Here is a 16,731-nt window from a genome sequence, read left to right on the forward strand (position 1 = left end):
GCCGCATGGACGACGACGCGGTGGAGCAGGCCCGGGCAGCGGCGGTCGCTGCGCGGGCGGCAGCGGACGAAGCGGTGCGGTTGGCCGAGGACGCGGTACGGCGGGCGGACGAGCTCGCGGCCGCGTTGCGTCCCGGGCCGGAGGCGCCGCTCACGTCCGACGCCGAACCGGCGGTCGTGCGGTCGCCGGCCCCGACCGGGGCGGAGGCTCCGCTCGCGCCCGATGCGGAGCCTGCGCCCGGTGCGGAGCCCGTACCCGGTGCGGAGCCCGTACCCGGTGCGGAGCCCGTACCCGGGGCGGAGCCCGCACCCGTCGCGGGGTCGGCGCCCGTCGCCGCGGCAGCGCCCGCTGCGAGGCCGCCCGTGGTGTCCGGTCCACTCGGCGCCGACGCGGTCGCCGCGGTCCGGCAGGGCTACCAGCTCGAGGGCAGCGTGCTCGAACTCGGTGTGCTCGTGAACGGCGACGCGCTCCGCGACGTGCCGATCCGCATCCCGCTCGGCATGCTCAACCGGCACGGCCTGGTGGCCGGCGCGACGGGCACCGGCAAGACCCGCACCCTGCAGCTGCTCGCCGAACAGATCGCGAGCGCCGGGGTGCCGGTCTTCGCCGCCGACGTCAAGGGCGACCTGTCCGGACTCGGGGTGCCCGGTGAGCCGACCGACCGCCTGCTCGAACGGACGACGGGGATCGGTCAGGACTGGTCGCCCGCGGCCGTCCCGGTGGAGCTCTACTCGTTGGGCGGGCAGGGGACCGGGGTGCCGATCCGGGCGACGGTGTCCGGCTTCGGCCCACTGCTGCTGGCGAAGGTCCTCGGGCTGAACCACACGCAGGAGTCCTCACTCGGCCTGGTGTTCCACTACGCGGAACGGTCCGGACTCCCCCTGGTGGACCTCGCCGACCTGCGGAGCGTCCTGACGTTCCTGGTCAGCGCCGAGGGCAAGGCCGAACTGACGGAACTCGGCGGCCTGTCGAAGCAGACGGCGGGCGTCATCCTCCGCGAACTCATCACCTTCGCCGACGCCGGTGCCGACCAGTTCTTCGGCGAGCCGGAGATCGACACCCGGCTGTTCCTCCGGTCGGCGCCCGACGGCCCCGGCATCGTCAGCCTGCTCGAGGTGCCGGGCGTGCAGGACCGGCCCGAGGTCTTCTCCACCTTCCTGATGTGGCTGCTGGCGGACCTGTTCAACGAGCTCCCCGAGGTGGGGGACCGCGACCGACCGGAGCTGGTGTTCTTCTTCGACGAGGCACACCTGCTGTTCGACGGCGCCTCGAAGGACTTCCGCGACCAGATCGTCCGGACGGTCCGCCTCATCCGTTCGAAGGGCGTGGGGATCGTCTTCGTCACGCAGAGCCCCGAGGACCTGCCGAGCGAGGTCCTGGCGCAGCTCGGGTCGCGCATCCAGCACCAGCTCCGCGCGCACACCCCGGACGACGCGAAGGCGCTCCGTGCTGCCGTGTCGACGTACCCGACGAGCGACTACGACCTGGCGCAGGTGCTGACCTCGCTGGCCACGGGCGAAGCGATCGTCACCGTGATGGACGAGCGCGGTGCGCCGACCCCGGTCGCGTGGACCCGGCTCCGGGCGCCGCGGGGCTCGATGGACCCGATGCCCGCCGACGTGATGCGGGCACACGTCGATGCGTCGCCGCTCCTGGCGACCTACGGCATCCGGGCGGACCCGGACTCGGCGCACGAGATGCTCGCTCGTCGGCTGGAGGCCGCGGCGGCCCGGGCGGCGGCCGACGACGCCGCCGAGGCCGCTGCGGACGCCGCGGCCGACGCCGGACGAGCAGCCGCGAAGGCCCAGGCCGAGGCGGCACGTCGGGCCGCAGCGGATGCGAAGCGCGAGGCGGGGGAGCGTGCCGCCGCGCAGGCGGAGTACGAGAAGGCGCAGCGGGACATCGAGCGGGCGGATCGTGCCGCGGCACAGCGTCGGTCGCGGTCGTCGTCACGGTCGACCAGGTCGTCCACCTCCCGCTCGGACGGGGACCCGTTGAGCGACCTGCTCGGCGGAGCGCTGGGCAGCTCGCTCGGACGGTCCATCGCGAAGGAGGTCGTGCGAGGCGTCTTCTCGACGCTGCGTCGACGTCGGTAAGACGGGCCCCGTCGGCGTCGTGAGGACGGACCCGTCGTCGCCGTCAGCGCCGAGCGAGCCCGACGGCCTCGGCGACCAGCAGCCCGCCGACGGCAAGGGCGGTCACCCCGCCGACGAGCACGTAGGCGCGGGGCTGCTCGTACCAGGCGCGGATGCCGGGCCAGCGGCGGGTGAACTCCCGTGTCGACATCGGGCGGGCGAGCCGGATGGTGCGGACGTCCAGGGCGTCCACCAGACGGTCGATGCCGTCATCGCCCCAGACCTCGCCCCGCATCCGGAACAGGGTGTCACCTGCCGCGTCGAAGGCCACGAGTTCACGACTGGTGCGGTCCACCGTGGGCCCGTGGGTGATCGCGAGCACCAGCTCGTGCACCTGTGTGCGCGAGAACGACCGGCGCGCGCTGAGCACGCCACGGATCGCGACCCGACCCGGGTCGACGGCGACGAAGGACGAGCGCAGGCGCAGGAAGACGGCCAGGACACCGACCGTGAAGAGCGCGACGACCGCGCTGACGACGAGCCAGGGGCCGTTCGGGACGGCGACCCAGACGACGGCGACGGCGATCGGGACGGCCGAGAACCCGATGCTCAGGGCCGTCGACCGGACGAGGGCCGCACGCGGTCGGATGACCACGTCTGCGGTGCTGGTGTCGAGCGGTGTCGCTCGCGCCGTCGTTGCCCCCACGGCAGGCCTCCTCGTCCCCGGACTCCGCCGGACCGCTCGGCAGGTGCCCGGATCAGGGGCGACCGCTGGAGCGGAGATCGCGCCGGGAGCGGCTCGTCGCCGGTCCCGTGACAGCGCCTGTGCCGTCCGATGCTGGTGAGCCGACCGGGTCCCTCCGGCGTGCTCGGTCCGGTCAGCATAGGGGAGAGTCGGGCGCCGGAACAGGGTGTGTGCCGCTTTCCGGACGGTGCTGAGTGGACGGGGTTCGTGGCGGTCCGCAGCCTGGGGGACCAGCGGCCGACGTGCCTCCCGCCGACGTGCCTGCCTGAACGACGGAAGCCCCTGAACGACGGAACCCCCGCAACTGACGCTGCGGGGGTCCGGTCTCGATCTGCGGAGGATGGGGGATTCGAACCCCCGAGGGCTTGCACCCAACACGCTTTCCAAGCGTGCGCCATAGGCCACTAGGCGAATCCTCCGAGCCGTCACCTCGCGGTGACGACACCCCATGGTACAGGTCCGGGAGGGTGCTCACGACCACCGCGACGGCCAGGGACCTCACGGGCGCCCCGGAGGTCCGTGCACATGCGAGGGCTACCCTGGGGCAGGTGTCGACCCGCATCTACATCACGTCAGCAGAAGGACACACCGGGAAGAGCACCGTCGCACTCGGCGTGCTCGAGACGCTCGCCCGCACCGTCGGACGCGTCGGCGTCTTCCGACCGGTCGCGCGGTCGGTCGCCGAACCCGACTACGTCCTCGAGCTCCTGCTCCAGCACACCGCCGTCGAGATCCCGTACGACGACGCGGTGGGGGTGACCTACGACGACGTGCACGCGGACCCGGACGCAGCCCTCGCGACGATCCTCACCCGCTTCGGCCAGGTCGAGCGTCGCTGCGACGCGGTGGTCGTCCTCGGCTCCGACTACACCGACGTCGGCAGCCCCACCGAGCTGTCGTTCAACGCGAAGGTCGCCGCGAACCTCGGCGCACCGGTGCTCCTGGTGCTCGGCGGTCGCGACTCGGCCGAACGGGCTGCCCGCACCGCGGACGACATGGCACAGGTCGCCGACGTCACCACGAGCGAGCTCCGTGCCGAGCACGCCCAGCTGCTCGGCGTCGTCGTGAACCGGGCGGACCCGGACGCCCTCGAGTCGATCGTGGCGAGCGTCACCACCGCCGTGCACGACCACCACCCGGACGCCCCGGTGTGGGCGATCCCGGAGGACGCGGTCCTCGTCGCCCCGACCGTGCGTGCCCTCCTCGCCGCGACCGGGGCGACCCTGGTCCGCGGCGACGACGCGCTCCTCGACCGGGAGGCCCTCGGCACCGTGGTCGCCGGCATGAGCATGGAGAACGTCCTGCCGCGGCTCATCGAGGGCGGCATCGTCGTCGTCCCCGGCGACCGCAACGACGTCCTCATCGCCACGCTGCTCGCCAACGAGTCGGAGACGTTCCCGAGCATCGCCGGGGTGATCCTCAACGGCGGCTTCGAGACGGCACCGCAGATCTCCCGGCTGCTCGAGGGACTGTCGAGCTCGTTGCCGATCGCGCAGAGCGACCTCGGCACCTACGACACGGCGCTCCGCATCACCCAGACGCGCGGACGTCTCGCCGCCGACTCGCCGCGCAAGGCCGAGCTGGCCCTGGCGCTCTTCGAACGGCACGTGGACGCCGAAGCGCTCCTCGCCCGTCTCCAGCTGACGCCGTCCGGGGTGGTCACACCGCTGATGTTCGAGCACGGTCTCATCGACCGGGCGCGCGAGCACCGGAAGCACATCGTGCTGCCCGAGGGCGACGACGACCGCATCCTCCGTGCCGCTTCGACACTGCTGCAGCGACAGGTGTGCGACCTGACGATCCTCGGCGACCCGGCTGCGATCCGCGCACGCGCGACCGAGCTCGGCCTGGACCTCGACGCGGCCCAGCTGCTCTCCCCGTTCGACCCGGAGCTGCGGGAGCGGTTCGCCGAGGAGTACACGGCCCTCCGCGCCCACAAGGGCATGAGCATCGAGCTCGCCCGCGACACCGTCACCGACGTGTCGTACTTCGGCACCCTCATGGTGCAGCTCGGCCTGGCCGACGGCATGGTCTCCGGCGCGAAGCACACCACGGCGCACACCATCCGGCCGTCGTTCGAGATCATCAAGACCCGACCGGACACCTCCATCGTGTCGAGCGTGTTCCTGATGGCCCTGGCCGACCGGGTCCTGGTCTACGGCGACTGCGCCGTGATCCCCGACCCGACCAGTGAGCAGCTCGCCGACATCGCGATCTCCTCCGCCGAGACCGCGACGCAGTTCAGCATCGAGCCGCGGGTCGCGATGCTCAGCTACTCCACCGGCGACAGCGGGTCGGGTGCGGACGTCGACAAGGTCCGCGCCGGCACCGCCTTCGTCCGCGAGCGTCGACCCGACCTGCCCGTCGAGGGCCCGATCCAGTACGACGCCGCCGCCGACCCGACGGTCGCGAGCACGAAGATGCCGGGCTCCGCGGTCGCCGGGCAGGCCACCGTCTTCATCTTCCCGGACCTCAACACCGGCAACAACACGTACAAGGCCGTGCAGCGCTCGGCCGGTGCGGTCGCGATCGGACCGGTGCTGCAGGGGCTGCGCAAGCCGATCAACGACCTGTCCCGCGGCGCGCTCGTCAGCGACATCGTCAACACCGTCGCCATCACCGCGATCCAGGCCGGCACGGCAGCGCCGACCACCCGAACAGAAAGCGACCCCTCGTGAGTGCAGCCCTCGTCGTCAACTCCGGCTCGAGTTCGTTCAAGTACCAGCTCATCGAGCTCGACGACGAGCGCACGCTCGCGTCCGGACTCGTCGAGCGCATCGGCGAGTCCCGCGGATCGTGGAAGCACACCAACGCGCTGACCGGGGAGACCTCGTCGAACGACAGCGCCGAGGTCCCCGACCACGCTGCCGGCTTCCAGGCGATGATCGACGCGTTCAGCAAGGTCGGGCCCTCCTTCGACGAGCACCCGCCGGCGGTCGTCGGCCACCGCGTCGTGCACGGCGGGACCCGCTTCGACCAGGCCACCGTCGTCACCGACGAGGTCGAGCAGCAGATCGACGACCTGTCGAGCCTCGCACCGCTGCACAACCCGGCGAACCTCGAGGGGATCCGCGCCGCGAAGCAGGTCTTCTCGGACGTCCCGCACGTCGCGGTCTTCGACACCGCGTTCCACCAGACGATGCCGCCGCACGCGTACACCTACGCGATCCCGGCAGACCTCGCCGAGCGCTACCAGATCCGCCGCTACGGCATGCACGGCACGAGCCACAAGTACGTCTCGGAACAGGCCGCGGTCTTCCTCGACCGGCCCCTCGCGGAGCTCAAGACGATCGTCCTGCACCTCGGCAACGGGGCCTCCGCCGCAGCCATCGACGGCGGGAAGTCGATCGAGACGTCGATGGGGCTCACCCCGCTCGAGGGGCTCGTGATGGGCACCCGCTCCGGCGACCTCGACCCCGCCGTCCTCATCCACCTGCACCGCGAGGCCGGGCTCTCCTTCGACGAGCTCGACACCATGCTCAACAAGCAGTCGGGCCTGCTCGGCCTCACCGGCAGCGGCGACATGCGCGACGTGCAGGACGCCGCGACGAAGGGCGACGAGACGGCGGAGGCGGCGCTCGCCGTGTACCGCCACCGCATCCGCCGCTACGTGGGCGCCTACACCGCCCAGCTCGGCGGGCTGGACGCCGTCGTGTTCACGGCGGGCGTGGGGGAGAACAACGCGCTGCTCCGTCGACGTGTGCTCGCCGGACTCGAGCACCTGGGCATCGAGATCGACCCGGACCGCAACGAGCTCCACTCGAAGGAGGCGCGTCGCATCTCCACCGATGCCTCCCGCGTCGCGGTCCTCGTGATCCCGACCGACGAGGAGCTCGAGATCGCCCGTCAGTCGGCGGCGGTCGCGCTCTGACCAGCGCCGTGCTGTCGGTCGCCGTCGTGCTCGGCGCGACCCGCTGACGGACGGGAGGCCCGCCACCGGACCGGTGGTGGGCCTCCCGTCCGTCCCGCGGCGCGGTCCGTCAGCCGAGCGCGTTGAGCGCGGCCGGGATCGGGGTGTCGCCGCTCGTGACCTCGAACTGCCGTCCGACGGCCGAGTCGTCGAGGAGCGCGTGCAGGACGACGGCCGCGACGTCCGCGCGGGGGATCGACCCGCGGGGGACCGTCCGGCCGACCGTCACCGTGCCCTGCGGCGGCGTGTCGAGCAGCCCACCCGGGCGGACGATCGTCCACCGGAACCGGCGCATCCGCACGTTCGCGTCCGCCTCGGCCTTCGCGCGGAGGTAGACCTGGAACACGTCGTCCTCGTTCTGCGCGGGCAGCTTCGCGCGTTCCGGGTCGTAGGCGTCGGCACCCATCGCCGAGATCATCACGAAGCGGTCGATGTCCAGACGGACCGCGGCCTCCGCGAGCAGCACGGCGGCATCGCGGTCCACCGAGAGCTTCCGCTCGGCGCCGCTGCCCGGTCCGGCACCGGCGGCGAACACCACCGCGTCCACGCCGCGCAGTCGGAGGGCCAGCTCCTCCTCGCTCAGCTGCTCCAGGTCGGCGACGAGGGCTCGCGCACCGGTCTGCTCGACGTCGGAGACGTGCGCGGGGTTCCGGACGATGCCGATGGCGTCGTGACCGGCTTCGGTGATGAGGCGTTCGAGGACCAGGGCGATCTTGCCGTGTCCCCCTGCGATGGCGATCTTCATGGGTTCGATGCTGCTCCTTCTGTCCGGTAGAGTGTTCAGCGGCTCCTCACGTGACGCCATCCAGGCCAACTCCCCCAGGGCGGAAACGCAGCAAGGGTAACCGGGCTCTGGCGGGTGCGTGAGGAGTCTTCTTCGTTTCCGCTGCGGAGTGCATGCCCTGTGGAGAGCACCGTCGGTCGGGCTGTGGAGAGCGGTGTCGAGGTGTCGGCGGTCCCGACTACCCTGGTCGCGTGGTCACTGCCCTGTATCGCCGTTACCGGCCCGAGAACTTCGCCGAGCTGATCGGGCAGTCGCAGGTGACGGACCCGCTCCGTACCGCGCTCCGGACCAACCGTGTCAACCACGCGTACCTGTTCAGCGGCCCGCGTGGCTGCGGCAAGACGACCTCCGCCCGCATCCTCGCGCGCTGCCTGAACTGCGCCGAGGGCCCGACCGACACCCCGTGCGGCGTCTGCCCCAGCTGCGTCGAACTCGCGCGTGGCGGCAGCGGCTCCCTCGACGTCATCGAGATCGACGCCGCCAGCCACAACGGTGTCGACGACGCCCGTGACCTGCGCGACCGGGCCGTCTTCGCCCCGGCGCGCGACCGATTCAAGATCTTCATCCTCGACGAGGCCCACATGGTCACGCCGCAGGGCTTCAACGCGCTCCTCAAGCTCGTCGAGGAACCGCCGGAGCACGTGAAGTTCATCTTCGCCACCACCGAGCCCGAGAAGGTCATCGGCACGATCCGGTCGCGGACCCACCACTACCCGTTCCGCCTGGTGCCGCCGGCCACGATGCTCGAGTACATCGAGCAGCTCTGCGCGCAGGAGTCCGTCTCCGTCGCACCCGGGGTCCTGCCGCTCGTGGTGCGAGCCGGCGGCGGGTCCGTCCGCGACACCCTCTCGCTCCTCGACCAGCTGATGGCCGGCAGCGAAGACGGCGCGATCGCCTACGAGCGCGCGGTCGCCCTGCTCGGGTACACCGACGCCGCCCTGCTCGACGACGTCGTCGACGCGCTCGCCGTGGCCGACCCGGCGTCCGCGTTCTCGGCCATCGACCGCGTGGTGCAGACCGGGCAGGACCCGCGACGCTTCGTCGAGGACCTGCTCGAACGACTCCGCGACCTGATCGTCGTCGCCGCCACGAACGAGAGCGCCGGCGCGGTCCTGCGTGGCGTCTCACCCGAAGAACTCGACACGATGTCCCGCCAGGCCGGGGTGTTCGGCGCCACCGCGCTGTCCCGTGGTGCCGACATCGCGAACCGGGCCCTGACCGAGATGACCGGCGCGACCTCGCCCCGACTGCACCTCGAACTCATGGTCGCCCGCATGCTGGTGCCCGAGGCCGACGACACCCAGCGCGGCGCGCTCGCCCGCGTCGAACGGCTCGAGCGACGCGTCGGTGTCGGGGACGCCGGCGGACACCAGGCCCCGCCGGAGACCATGTCGACGGCACCGTCCGCCGTCGCGTCGCCGTCCGTCGCGCCGCAGTCCGTCACGCCGCCGGCCGCCGCACCGCAGGGTGCGTCGTCGTCGGCTGCTGCGTCGAACCCGGCGCCGTCCGTGACGCCCGCGGTCCGGACCACCCCGACCGCCCCGGTCAGCACTGCGCCTGCTGCTGCCGCTGCGCCTGCCGCTCCCGAGACACCGGCCGCACACGCGGACGAGGGCCCCGGCGAAGCCGCTCGTGACGCCGCGGCCTCCTGGGCCGCCGCCGTTCCGTCGAGTGCCCCTGCCCCGCACCGGCCCGAGCCTGCGGTGGAGGCGGAGCCTGCCGCGGACGCCGAGTCCGAGGGACAGGCCTCGCCGTCGTCGACCGGTGTCGGCACGGTGATCGGCTCCGAGCCCGCGGTCCGCTCGGTCACGCCGGTCGGCCTGCAGCAGATGCGGGACACGTGGCCGCAGATCGTCGAGCACGTCCAGCGCGCCAAGCGGTCGGCGTGGGCGGTCGTGGCGACAGCGCAGGTCACCGCGCTCAAGGACGACGTCCTGACCCTGACCTTCCCGAGCCAGCAGGACGTCGCCTCGTTCAAGGAGATGAGCGGCCCGGACACCAGCGTCAGCGAGCACGTGCGGAGCGCGATCTCGGACCTGCTGGGCTTCCGGGTGAAGTTCGTCGCCCGTGGACCGGTCGGCGCCGCTGGTGCTCGACCGCAGCAGGCGCAGTCGGTGCCCGCGCAGCCGGCACCCGCCCAACGAGCTCCCGCGCAGGCGGCAGCGTCGCAGCCCGCAGCGTCGCAGCCCCCAGCGGCGCAGCCCGCACCGTCGCAGCCGACCGAGGGCGCGTCGAAGCCCCAGCAGGTCGAACAGCCGGAGCAGGAGCCGTCGCAGCGCCCGGCAGCACCGGAACAGGCAGCACCGGAGCAGGCAGCACCGAAGCAGGCAGCACCGTCGCCGGCAGCCGCCGAGCGTCCGGCCGCCGAACGTCCGGCTCCTGAGCAGCCCCCGGCCCACGACGCCGGGCCGGTCACCGAGTGGGCCGTGGCGACCATCCCGGCATCGGACCCGACCGCCGGTGCCGTGCCGGAGGACGTCGTCCCCGCGTGGGGCGCCCCCTTCGGCGTCGTGCCCTCGGACGCCGAGGTCGCACCTGCCGGATCCGCCGAACCCGCCGCGCCCGCCCGGACCAGCACGCCTTCTGAGCCGACCCAGCAGACGGGGGCCGCTCCTGGCGGTCAGGCCCGTGCCGGCCGTGGGGAGTCGACGACCGCAGCGACCCCGGCGGCCGACACCGCGCCTCCCGAGCCGACGGAAACCATCCCGGTCGACGACTACCCGCTGGACGACGAGCCCTTCGACGACGGCGCTCCGTTCCCGGACCCCGGCCACGGACGGACAGCGCCGGGCCAGCGCGGCCCGTCGAAGCCGGCGGCCCCGCAGCAGAGCACGCCGCAGCGGAGCACCCCACAGCGGAGCACCCCGCAGCCGAGCGCTCAGCAGCAGTCGTCCGCACCGGCGCAGCAGCCCCGTCAGGCGCCCCAGGCACCGGCCCAGTCCGGCGGCGTCCGGCGCACCCCGGTGCCCGGGCGGTACGGCGAGGCGGTCGTGCGTGAGATCCTCGGCGCCCAGTTCATCGAGGAGACGTCGCTGACCGAGGGGACCATCTGATGTACGACGGCATCGTGCAGGACCTCATCGACGAGTTCGGACGGCTGCCCGGCATCGGTCCGAAGTCGGCGCAGCGCATCGCGTTCCACATCCTCCAGACCGAGTCGTTCGACCCGACCCGTCTGTCCGAGCTCCTGGCGGACGTCAAGGAGCGGGTCCGCTTCTGCGAGATCTGCGGCAACGTCACCGAGAACGTGCAGTGCAGCATCTGCCGTGACCCGCGTCGTTCGCCGACCACGATCTGCGTGGTCGAGGAGGCGAAGGACGTCGCCGCCATCGAGCGCACCCGCGAGTTCCGTGGGCTCTACCACGTGCTCGGCGGCGCGATCAGCCCGATCGACGGCGTCGGCCCGGACGACCTGCGGATCCAGCAGCTGATGGTGCGTCTCGCCGACGGCACCGTGGACGAGGTCATCATCGCCACCGACCCGAACCTCGAGGGGGAGGCGACCGCCACGTACCTCAGCCGGCTGCTGGTGCCGATGGGCATCCGCACGACGCGCCTGGCGTCGGGACTGCCCGTCGGCGGCGACCTGGAGTACGCGGACGAGGTCACGCTCGGCCGTGCCTTCGAGGGTCGTCGAGTCGTCGGCGGCTGACCGGTCAGGGCCCCGGAGCCGTCAGCCGCGCGGGATCGTTGCGTGCCGACCCGCTCGGACGCAACATCCGTGGAACACCGTCTACGATTGTCGAGCCGCGTGACGTCGCGGTGAACCGTCCCCAGGAGTGCGTGCCCGTGGCCTTGATCGTGCAGAAGTTCGGTGGGTCGTCCGTCGCGGATGCCGAGAGCATCAAGCGCGTCGCGAAGCGCATCGTCGAGACGAAGAAGGCCGGCAACGACGTCGTCGTGGCGGTGTCCGCGATGGGCGACACGACCGACGAACTCGTCGACCTGGCACACGAGGTCACGCCGATCCCGGCGGGCCGTGAACTCGACATGCTCCTCACGGCAGGCGAGCGGATCTCGATGGCGCTCCTCGCGATGGCGATCAAGAGCCTCGGTGTCGAAGCATCGTCGTACACGGGCAGCCAGGCGGGCATGCTCACCGACGCGCAGCACGGCAAGGCCCGCATCGTCGACGTCACCCCCAAGCGCGTCCGCGAAGCCCTCGACGCCGGGCACGTCGCGATCGTCGCCGGCTTCCAGGGCTTCAACCGCACGACGGGGGAGATCACCACCCTCGGTCGCGGTGGCTCCGACACGACCGCCGTCGCCCTCGCGGCAGCACTCGACGCCGACGTCTGCGAGATCTACACCGACGTCGACGGCATCTTCACCGCCGACCCGCGCATCGTGCCGAAGGCCCGCAAGATCGACCGGGTCACGACCGAGGAGATGCTCGAGCTCGCAGCATCCGGTGCGAAGGTCCTCTACATCCGCGCCGTCGAGTACGCCCGCCGGCACGGAGTCACCCTGCACGTCCGTTCCTCGTTCAGCAACGTCGAGGGCACCATCGTCTACAACCCTGCCGAGGGGGAAACCGTGGAAGAACCGATCATCACCGGCATCGCCGGCGACCTCTCCGAGGGCAAGATCACCGTCGTCGGTGTGCCCGACCAGCCGGGGAAGGCGGCCGAGATCTTCACGATCGTGGCTCGCGCCGGCGCGAACATCGACATGATCGTGCAGAACGTCTCGGCGGCCTCGACGGGGCGGACCGACATCTCGTTCACGCTGCCGAAGGACCAGGGCCAGAGCGTCCTGACGGCGCTCGAGGTCTCGAAGTCCGACATCGGGTACGAGGGCATCCAGTACGACGATCAGATCGGCAAGCTCGCGCTGGTCGGCGCGGGCATGCGCACGAACGCCGGCGTCTCCGCCCAGCTGTTCCGGGCGCTGCACGACGCGTCGATCAACATCGAGATGATCTCGACGTCGGAGATCCGCATCTCGGTCGTCACCCGCGCCGACACCCTCAACGAGGCGATGCGCGTCGTGCACGAGGCGTTCGGTCTCGACGCCGACAACGAAGCCGTCGTCTACGCCGGCACCGGCCGCTGAACCCGAGCAGGAGCACCATGCAGCACGACACCAACCAGCTCACCGTCGCGGTCGTCGGCGCCACCGGTCAGGTCGGCGCCGTGATGCGCCGCCTGCTCGAGGAGCGCGACTTCCCGGCCGACACGGTGCGCTTCTTCGCGAGCGCCCGGTCCGCGGGGACGACCCTGCCCTTCCGCGGTCAGCAGATCGTGGTGGAGGACAGCGAGACCGCCGACCCGGCGGGCATCGACATCGCGCTGTTCTCGGCCGGTGCGACCGCCTCGCGCACACTGGCGCCACGCTTCGCCGCCGCGGGAGCGCTCGTCATCGACAACTCCAGCGCCTGGCGTCTCGACCCGCAGGTCCCGCTCGTGGTCAGCGAGGTGAACCCCGACGCGATCGACGCCGCCGAGAAGGGCATCATCGCGAACCCGAACTGCACGACGATGGCCATCATGCCGGTCCTCAAGGCGCTCGACACCGAGTCCGGCCTGCGTCGTCTCGTCGCGACCACCTACCAGGCGGTCTCCGGCAGCGGTCTCGCGGGTGTCGAGGAGCTCCTCGGGCAGGCCCGCGCCGCGCTCGAGCAGGACACCGCGGCCCTCACCCACGACGGTTCGGCGGTGACGTTCCCGGAGCCGGTCAAGTACGTCCGTCCGATCGCCTTCGACGTCGTCCCGCTCGCGGGCAGCCTCGTCGAGGACGGCTCGGGCGAGACCGACGAGGAGCAGAAGCTCCGCAACGAGAGCCGGAAGATCCTCGACCTGCCGGACCTGCTCGTCGCTGGCACCTGCGTCCGCGTCCCTGTCTTCACCGGCCACTCGATCTCCGTGCACGCCGAGTTCGAGCGCCCGCTCTCGCCGGAGCGCGCGACCGAGGTGCTCGCGTCCGCGCCGGGCGTCGAACTCTCCGACGTCCCCACGCCGTTGCAGGCAGCCGGGCAGGACCCGACCTTCGTCGGTCGCATCCGCGCCGACCAGTCGGCCCCGGCAGGGCACGGCCTGGCCCTCTTCGTCAGCAACGACAACCTCCGGAAGGGCGCCGCGCTCAACGCGGTGCAGATCGCCGAGGTCGTCGTCGCACGACGAGCCGTGCACGCCTGACCGATCGGCGACAGGCGATCGGCGTCTGGCGATCGGCGACTGGCGGATCAGCATCTGACGGACGGGAGGCGCGTCACCAGCCGGTGACGCGCCTCCCGTCCGTCTTCCCGCACGTCGGGTCGGTCGTCAGCGGTCGGAGGTAGGGTCGACGGGTGGCAGTGAAGCAGGTGGACCCGATCGATGTCGTCCTCGTCGGCGGAGGGATCATGAGCGCCACGCTCGCCGCGATCATCCACCGGCTCGAGCCGGACTGGAAGATCCGCGTCTACGAGCGTCTCGGCTCCGCCGCCCAAGAGTCGTCGAACCCGTGGAACAACGCCGGGACGGGCCACTCCGCGCTCTGCGAGCTGAACTACACGCCCGAGCTCCCGGACGGCCGTGTCGAGATCGCGAAGGCCGTGACGGTCAACGAGCAGTTCCAGGTGTCGCGGCAGTTCTGGGCGCACCTGGTCGAGGACGGCACCCTGCCCGACCCGACGAGCTTCATCAACCCGACGCCGCACATCTCGTTCGTGTGGGGTGCCGACAACGTCGCCTACATGCGCGCTCGTTACGACGCCATGAAGGACCACCCGCTGTTCGCCGGCCTCGAGTACAGCGAGGACGCCGAGCAGATCCGCAAGTGGGCGCCGGCGCTCATCCCGGGCCGCAAGAAGGACCAGCCGATCGCCGCGACGTACTCCGCCGCCGGATCGGACGTCGACTTCGGCTCGCTCACCCGGCAGCTGTTCGACCAGCTCGAGATCGACGGGCTCGAGTTCGAACCGTCGCACCGCGTGACGAAGATCGTGCGCTCGAAGGTGTCCGACGGCTGGGTGCTCGACGTCCGCAACGAGGTCGGTCGTACCAAGCAGCGCATCGCGGCGGACTTCGTCTTCGTCGGAGCCGGCGGTGGCGCCCTGCAGCTCCTGCAGAAGTCCGGCATCCCGGAGATCCGCGGGTACGGCGGCTTCCCGGTGTCGGGCGAGTTCCTGCGGACCGACGACCCCGAGGTGGTGCAGAAGCACTCCGCGAAGGTCTACGGCAAGGCGAGCGTCGGTGCGCCGCCGATGTCCGTCCCGCACCTGGACACCCGCATCGTCGACGGCAGCGCCTCGCTGATGTTCGGCCCGTACGCCGGGTTCAGCCCGAAGTTCCTCAAGCAGGGTTCGGTCCTCGACCTGTTCGCGTCGATCCGTCCGCACAACCTGCGGCCCATGCTCGCGGTGGCGTTCTCGAACTTCGACCTGCTCAAGTACCTGATCGGACAGCTCCTCGCGTCGAAGCAGACCAAGTTCGACGCACTCCGTGACTTCATGCCCGCCGCTGAGCCGGAGCACTGGCACCGGATCACCGCCGGGCAGCGCGTGCAGGTCATCAAGCCGGACGCGGACAAGGGCGGCGTCCTGCAGTTCGGGACCGAGGTCATCACGTCCGCGGACGGGTCGATCGCCGGACTGCTCGGTGCCTCGCCGGGCGCGTCGACGGCGGTCCCGATCATGCTGAGCCTGCTGCGCAAGTGCTTCCCGGACCGGTGGGACGCCTGGCAGGGTGCGGTGCGCGAGATGGTGCCGACCTACGGCCAGGACCTCGGTGACGACGCTGCGCTCGCGGACGCCACGCTCGAGCGCACTGCGGCGGTGCTCGGACTCCACCGCTGACCCCGGTCGTGTTGCACGCGCTTCGAACGTGTGTTCGAATGGGTGCATGCGTTGGGACGGACAGGCGATCACGGCCGAGCGGAGCGACATGCTCCCCGGCCTCGAGTCGAACAGTGGATTCGTCCGGAGCGTGACGACGCCCGAGTTCGCGGGCGTGACCTTCCACGAGGTCCTGGCGAAGTCGGCGCTGAACAAGGTCGGGGGAGCGGACGGCGGCACCTGGGGGATGACGATCAACCCCTACCGCGGGTGCAGTCACGCGTGCGTCTACTGCTTCGCCCGTCCGACCCACACCTACCTGGAGTTCGACGGTGGCGCGGACTTCGACCAGCAGATCGTCGTGAAGACCAACGTGGCGGACGTCCTGACGCGCGAGCTCGCGAAGCCGAGCTGGGACCGGCACCCGGTCGCCCTCGGGACGAACACCGACCCGTACCAGCGTGCCGAGGGCCGGTACCGGCTGATGCCCGGCATCATCCGGGCACTGGCGGAGTCGGGGACGCCGTTCAGCATCCTCACCAAGGGCAGCCTGCTGCGGCGGGACATCCCGCTCCTGGCCGAGGCGGCGAAGTCCGTGCCGGTGGACATCGCCATGTCGATCGCGGTGTACGACGACGACCTGCAGCAGTCGGTCGAGCCGGGGACGCCGACGACCTCGGCCCGGCTGGCGACCGTCCGCGCCGTCCGTGACGCCGGTCTCGACTGCTCGGTCTTCCTCATGCCGGTCCTGCCGTACATCACGGACACCCGTGCACACCTGCAGGACGCGATCGGTCGGTCGGCGGCGTCGGGAGCCACCAGCCTGATGTACTCGGCACTGCACCTCAAGCCGGGCATCAAGCCGTGGTGGTACGAGTGGCTCGGACGCACCCACCCGGACCTGGTCGGCCGGTACCGGGCGATGTACCTCGACAACACGTACGCCCCGAAGGACTACCGGCGGTGGCTGGCAGAACGGGTCCGCCCGATCCTGCACGAGCACGGGCTGTCCCTCGGGCAGGTCGACCCTGCCACCGGTTCCATGGGGTTCTCCGACGATGCCGTTCCCCGCACGTCCGACCAGTCGCCGCTGAAGCGCGCCGACCCCGGGTACGCGCACCGAGCGGAGTACCGACCGACCGGTCAGCGACCGGGCGGCCAGCGACCGGGCGGCCAGCGACCGGTCGTCCCGCCGGTGCCGTCGACGACCGCCGGAGCGCCGGGCGCCGTCGTCCGGCCGGTGCCCGCCGCCGCTGTCGGTGGACCGCGCCTGTTCTGAGTCGGAGTGGGGTCAGGATCCCGTGTCCGGGGGACAGCCGGAGGTCGGCGGTCCCCGCTACCATGGACCGGTCTGCCGCCTGAGGATCTGATCGGGGTACACCACCTCGTGCATCGTGGTTGGATCGGAAGTGGCGCCCCCGCAGCTGAACGGCCTCCCGAACGGTCGTCGGCAGCGGAGAG

Annotated in this window: 11 protein-coding genes, 1 tRNA gene and 1 other RNA gene; 10 read left to right on the top strand and 3 right to left on the bottom strand. The window is 71.6% G+C overall.

Annotation, left to right across the window (positions count from 1 at the left end; genetic code table 11):
• The first annotated feature begins 5 nt into the window (after nucleotides 1-5).
• Nucleotides 6-2,096, top strand: coding sequence for a helicase HerA-like domain-containing protein (locus E9228_RS13525; RefSeq protein ID WP_166781067.1), 2,091 nt, complete (start codon nucleotides 6-8; stop codon nucleotides 2,094-2,096).
• 43 nt (nucleotides 2,097-2,139) lie between these two features.
• On the opposite strand, the gene E9228_RS13530 is transcribed toward E9228_RS13525, so the two are convergent.
• Together E9228_RS13530 and E9228_RS13535 are read right to left on the bottom strand one after the other, a co-directional pair.
• On the bottom strand, nucleotides 2,140-2,781 hold the full coding sequence (locus E9228_RS13530; RefSeq protein WP_166781068.1) for a hypothetical protein: 642 nt from the start codon (nucleotides 2,779-2,781) through the stop codon (nucleotides 2,140-2,142).
• 373 nt (nucleotides 2,782-3,154) lie between these two features.
• Nucleotides 3,155-3,239 (bottom strand) — tRNA-Ser (locus E9228_RS13535).
• A gap of 129 nt (nucleotides 3,240-3,368) precedes the next feature.
• Here E9228_RS13535 and pta point away from each other — a divergent pair.
• Nucleotides 3,369-5,498: a phosphate acetyltransferase gene (gene pta / locus E9228_RS13540; protein WP_166781069.1), complete on the top strand. Its 2,130-nt coding sequence runs from the start codon at nucleotides 3,369-3,371 to the stop codon at nucleotides 5,496-5,498.
• Nucleotides 5,495-6,691 (top strand): acetate/propionate family kinase, encoded by a 1,197-nt coding sequence (locus E9228_RS13545; protein WP_166781070.1) that lies wholly within the window; start codon nucleotides 5,495-5,497, stop codon nucleotides 6,689-6,691. The genes pta and E9228_RS13545 overlap by 4 nt, the downstream gene beginning before the upstream one ends.
• Nucleotides 6,692-6,800: 109 nt before the next feature.
• Here the strand turns inward: E9228_RS13545 and E9228_RS13550 are convergent, their stop codons facing one another.
• Nucleotides 6,801-7,475 (bottom strand): NAD(P)H-binding protein, encoded by a 675-nt coding sequence (locus E9228_RS13550; RefSeq protein WP_166781071.1) that lies wholly within the window; start codon nucleotides 7,473-7,475, stop codon nucleotides 6,801-6,803.
• 37 nt (nucleotides 7,476-7,512) lie between these two features.
• Between E9228_RS13550 and ffs the strand changes: the two genes are divergently transcribed.
• The 7 genes from ffs to E9228_RS13585 all read left to right on the top strand — a co-directional run bounded on the left by ffs (nucleotide 7,513) and on the right by E9228_RS13585 (nucleotide 16,549).
• Nucleotides 7,513-7,609: signal recognition particle sRNA small type (gene ffs / locus E9228_RS13555), an RNA gene on the top strand.
• Between the two features lie 96 nt (nucleotides 7,610-7,705).
• Nucleotides 7,706-10,567 carry a DNA polymerase III subunit gamma and tau gene (locus E9228_RS13560; protein ID WP_166781072.1) on the top strand — a complete coding sequence of 954 codons (2,862 nt, stop codon included), beginning with the start codon at nucleotides 7,706-7,708 and terminating at the stop codon, nucleotides 10,565-10,567.
• A complete protein-coding gene (gene recR, locus E9228_RS13565; protein WP_166781073.1) occupies nucleotides 10,567-11,166 on the top strand; it encodes a recombination mediator RecR in 600 nt (199 codons plus the stop codon). Before E9228_RS13560 ends, recR begins: the two co-directional genes overlap by 1 nt.
• 137 nt (nucleotides 11,167-11,303) lie before the next feature.
• A complete protein-coding gene (locus E9228_RS13570; protein WP_110824600.1) occupies nucleotides 11,304-12,569 on the top strand; it encodes an aspartate kinase in 1,266 nt (421 codons plus the stop codon).
• Between the two features lie 17 nt (nucleotides 12,570-12,586).
• Nucleotides 12,587-13,651 carry an aspartate-semialdehyde dehydrogenase gene (locus E9228_RS13575; RefSeq protein ID WP_166781074.1) on the top strand — a complete coding sequence of 355 codons (1,065 nt, stop codon included), beginning with the start codon at nucleotides 12,587-12,589 and terminating at the stop codon, nucleotides 13,649-13,651.
• A 206-nt stretch (nucleotides 13,652-13,857) separates the two neighbouring features.
• On the top strand, nucleotides 13,858-15,291 hold the full coding sequence (locus tag E9228_RS13580; protein WP_252728295.1) for a malate:quinone oxidoreductase: 1,434 nt from the start codon (nucleotides 13,858-13,860) through the stop codon (nucleotides 15,289-15,291).
• Between the two features lie 46 nt (nucleotides 15,292-15,337).
• Nucleotides 15,338-16,549 carry an Rv2578c family radical SAM protein gene (locus tag E9228_RS13585; RefSeq protein ID WP_166781075.1) on the top strand — a complete coding sequence of 404 codons (1,212 nt, stop codon included), beginning with the start codon at nucleotides 15,338-15,340 and terminating at the stop codon, nucleotides 16,547-16,549.
• The last annotated feature ends 182 nt before the right edge of the window (nucleotides 16,550-16,731 follow it).

This window comes from Curtobacterium salicis, assembly GCF_011759505.1.
Classification (GTDB): domain Bacteria; phylum Actinomycetota; class Actinomycetes; order Actinomycetales; family Microbacteriaceae; genus Curtobacterium; species Curtobacterium salicis.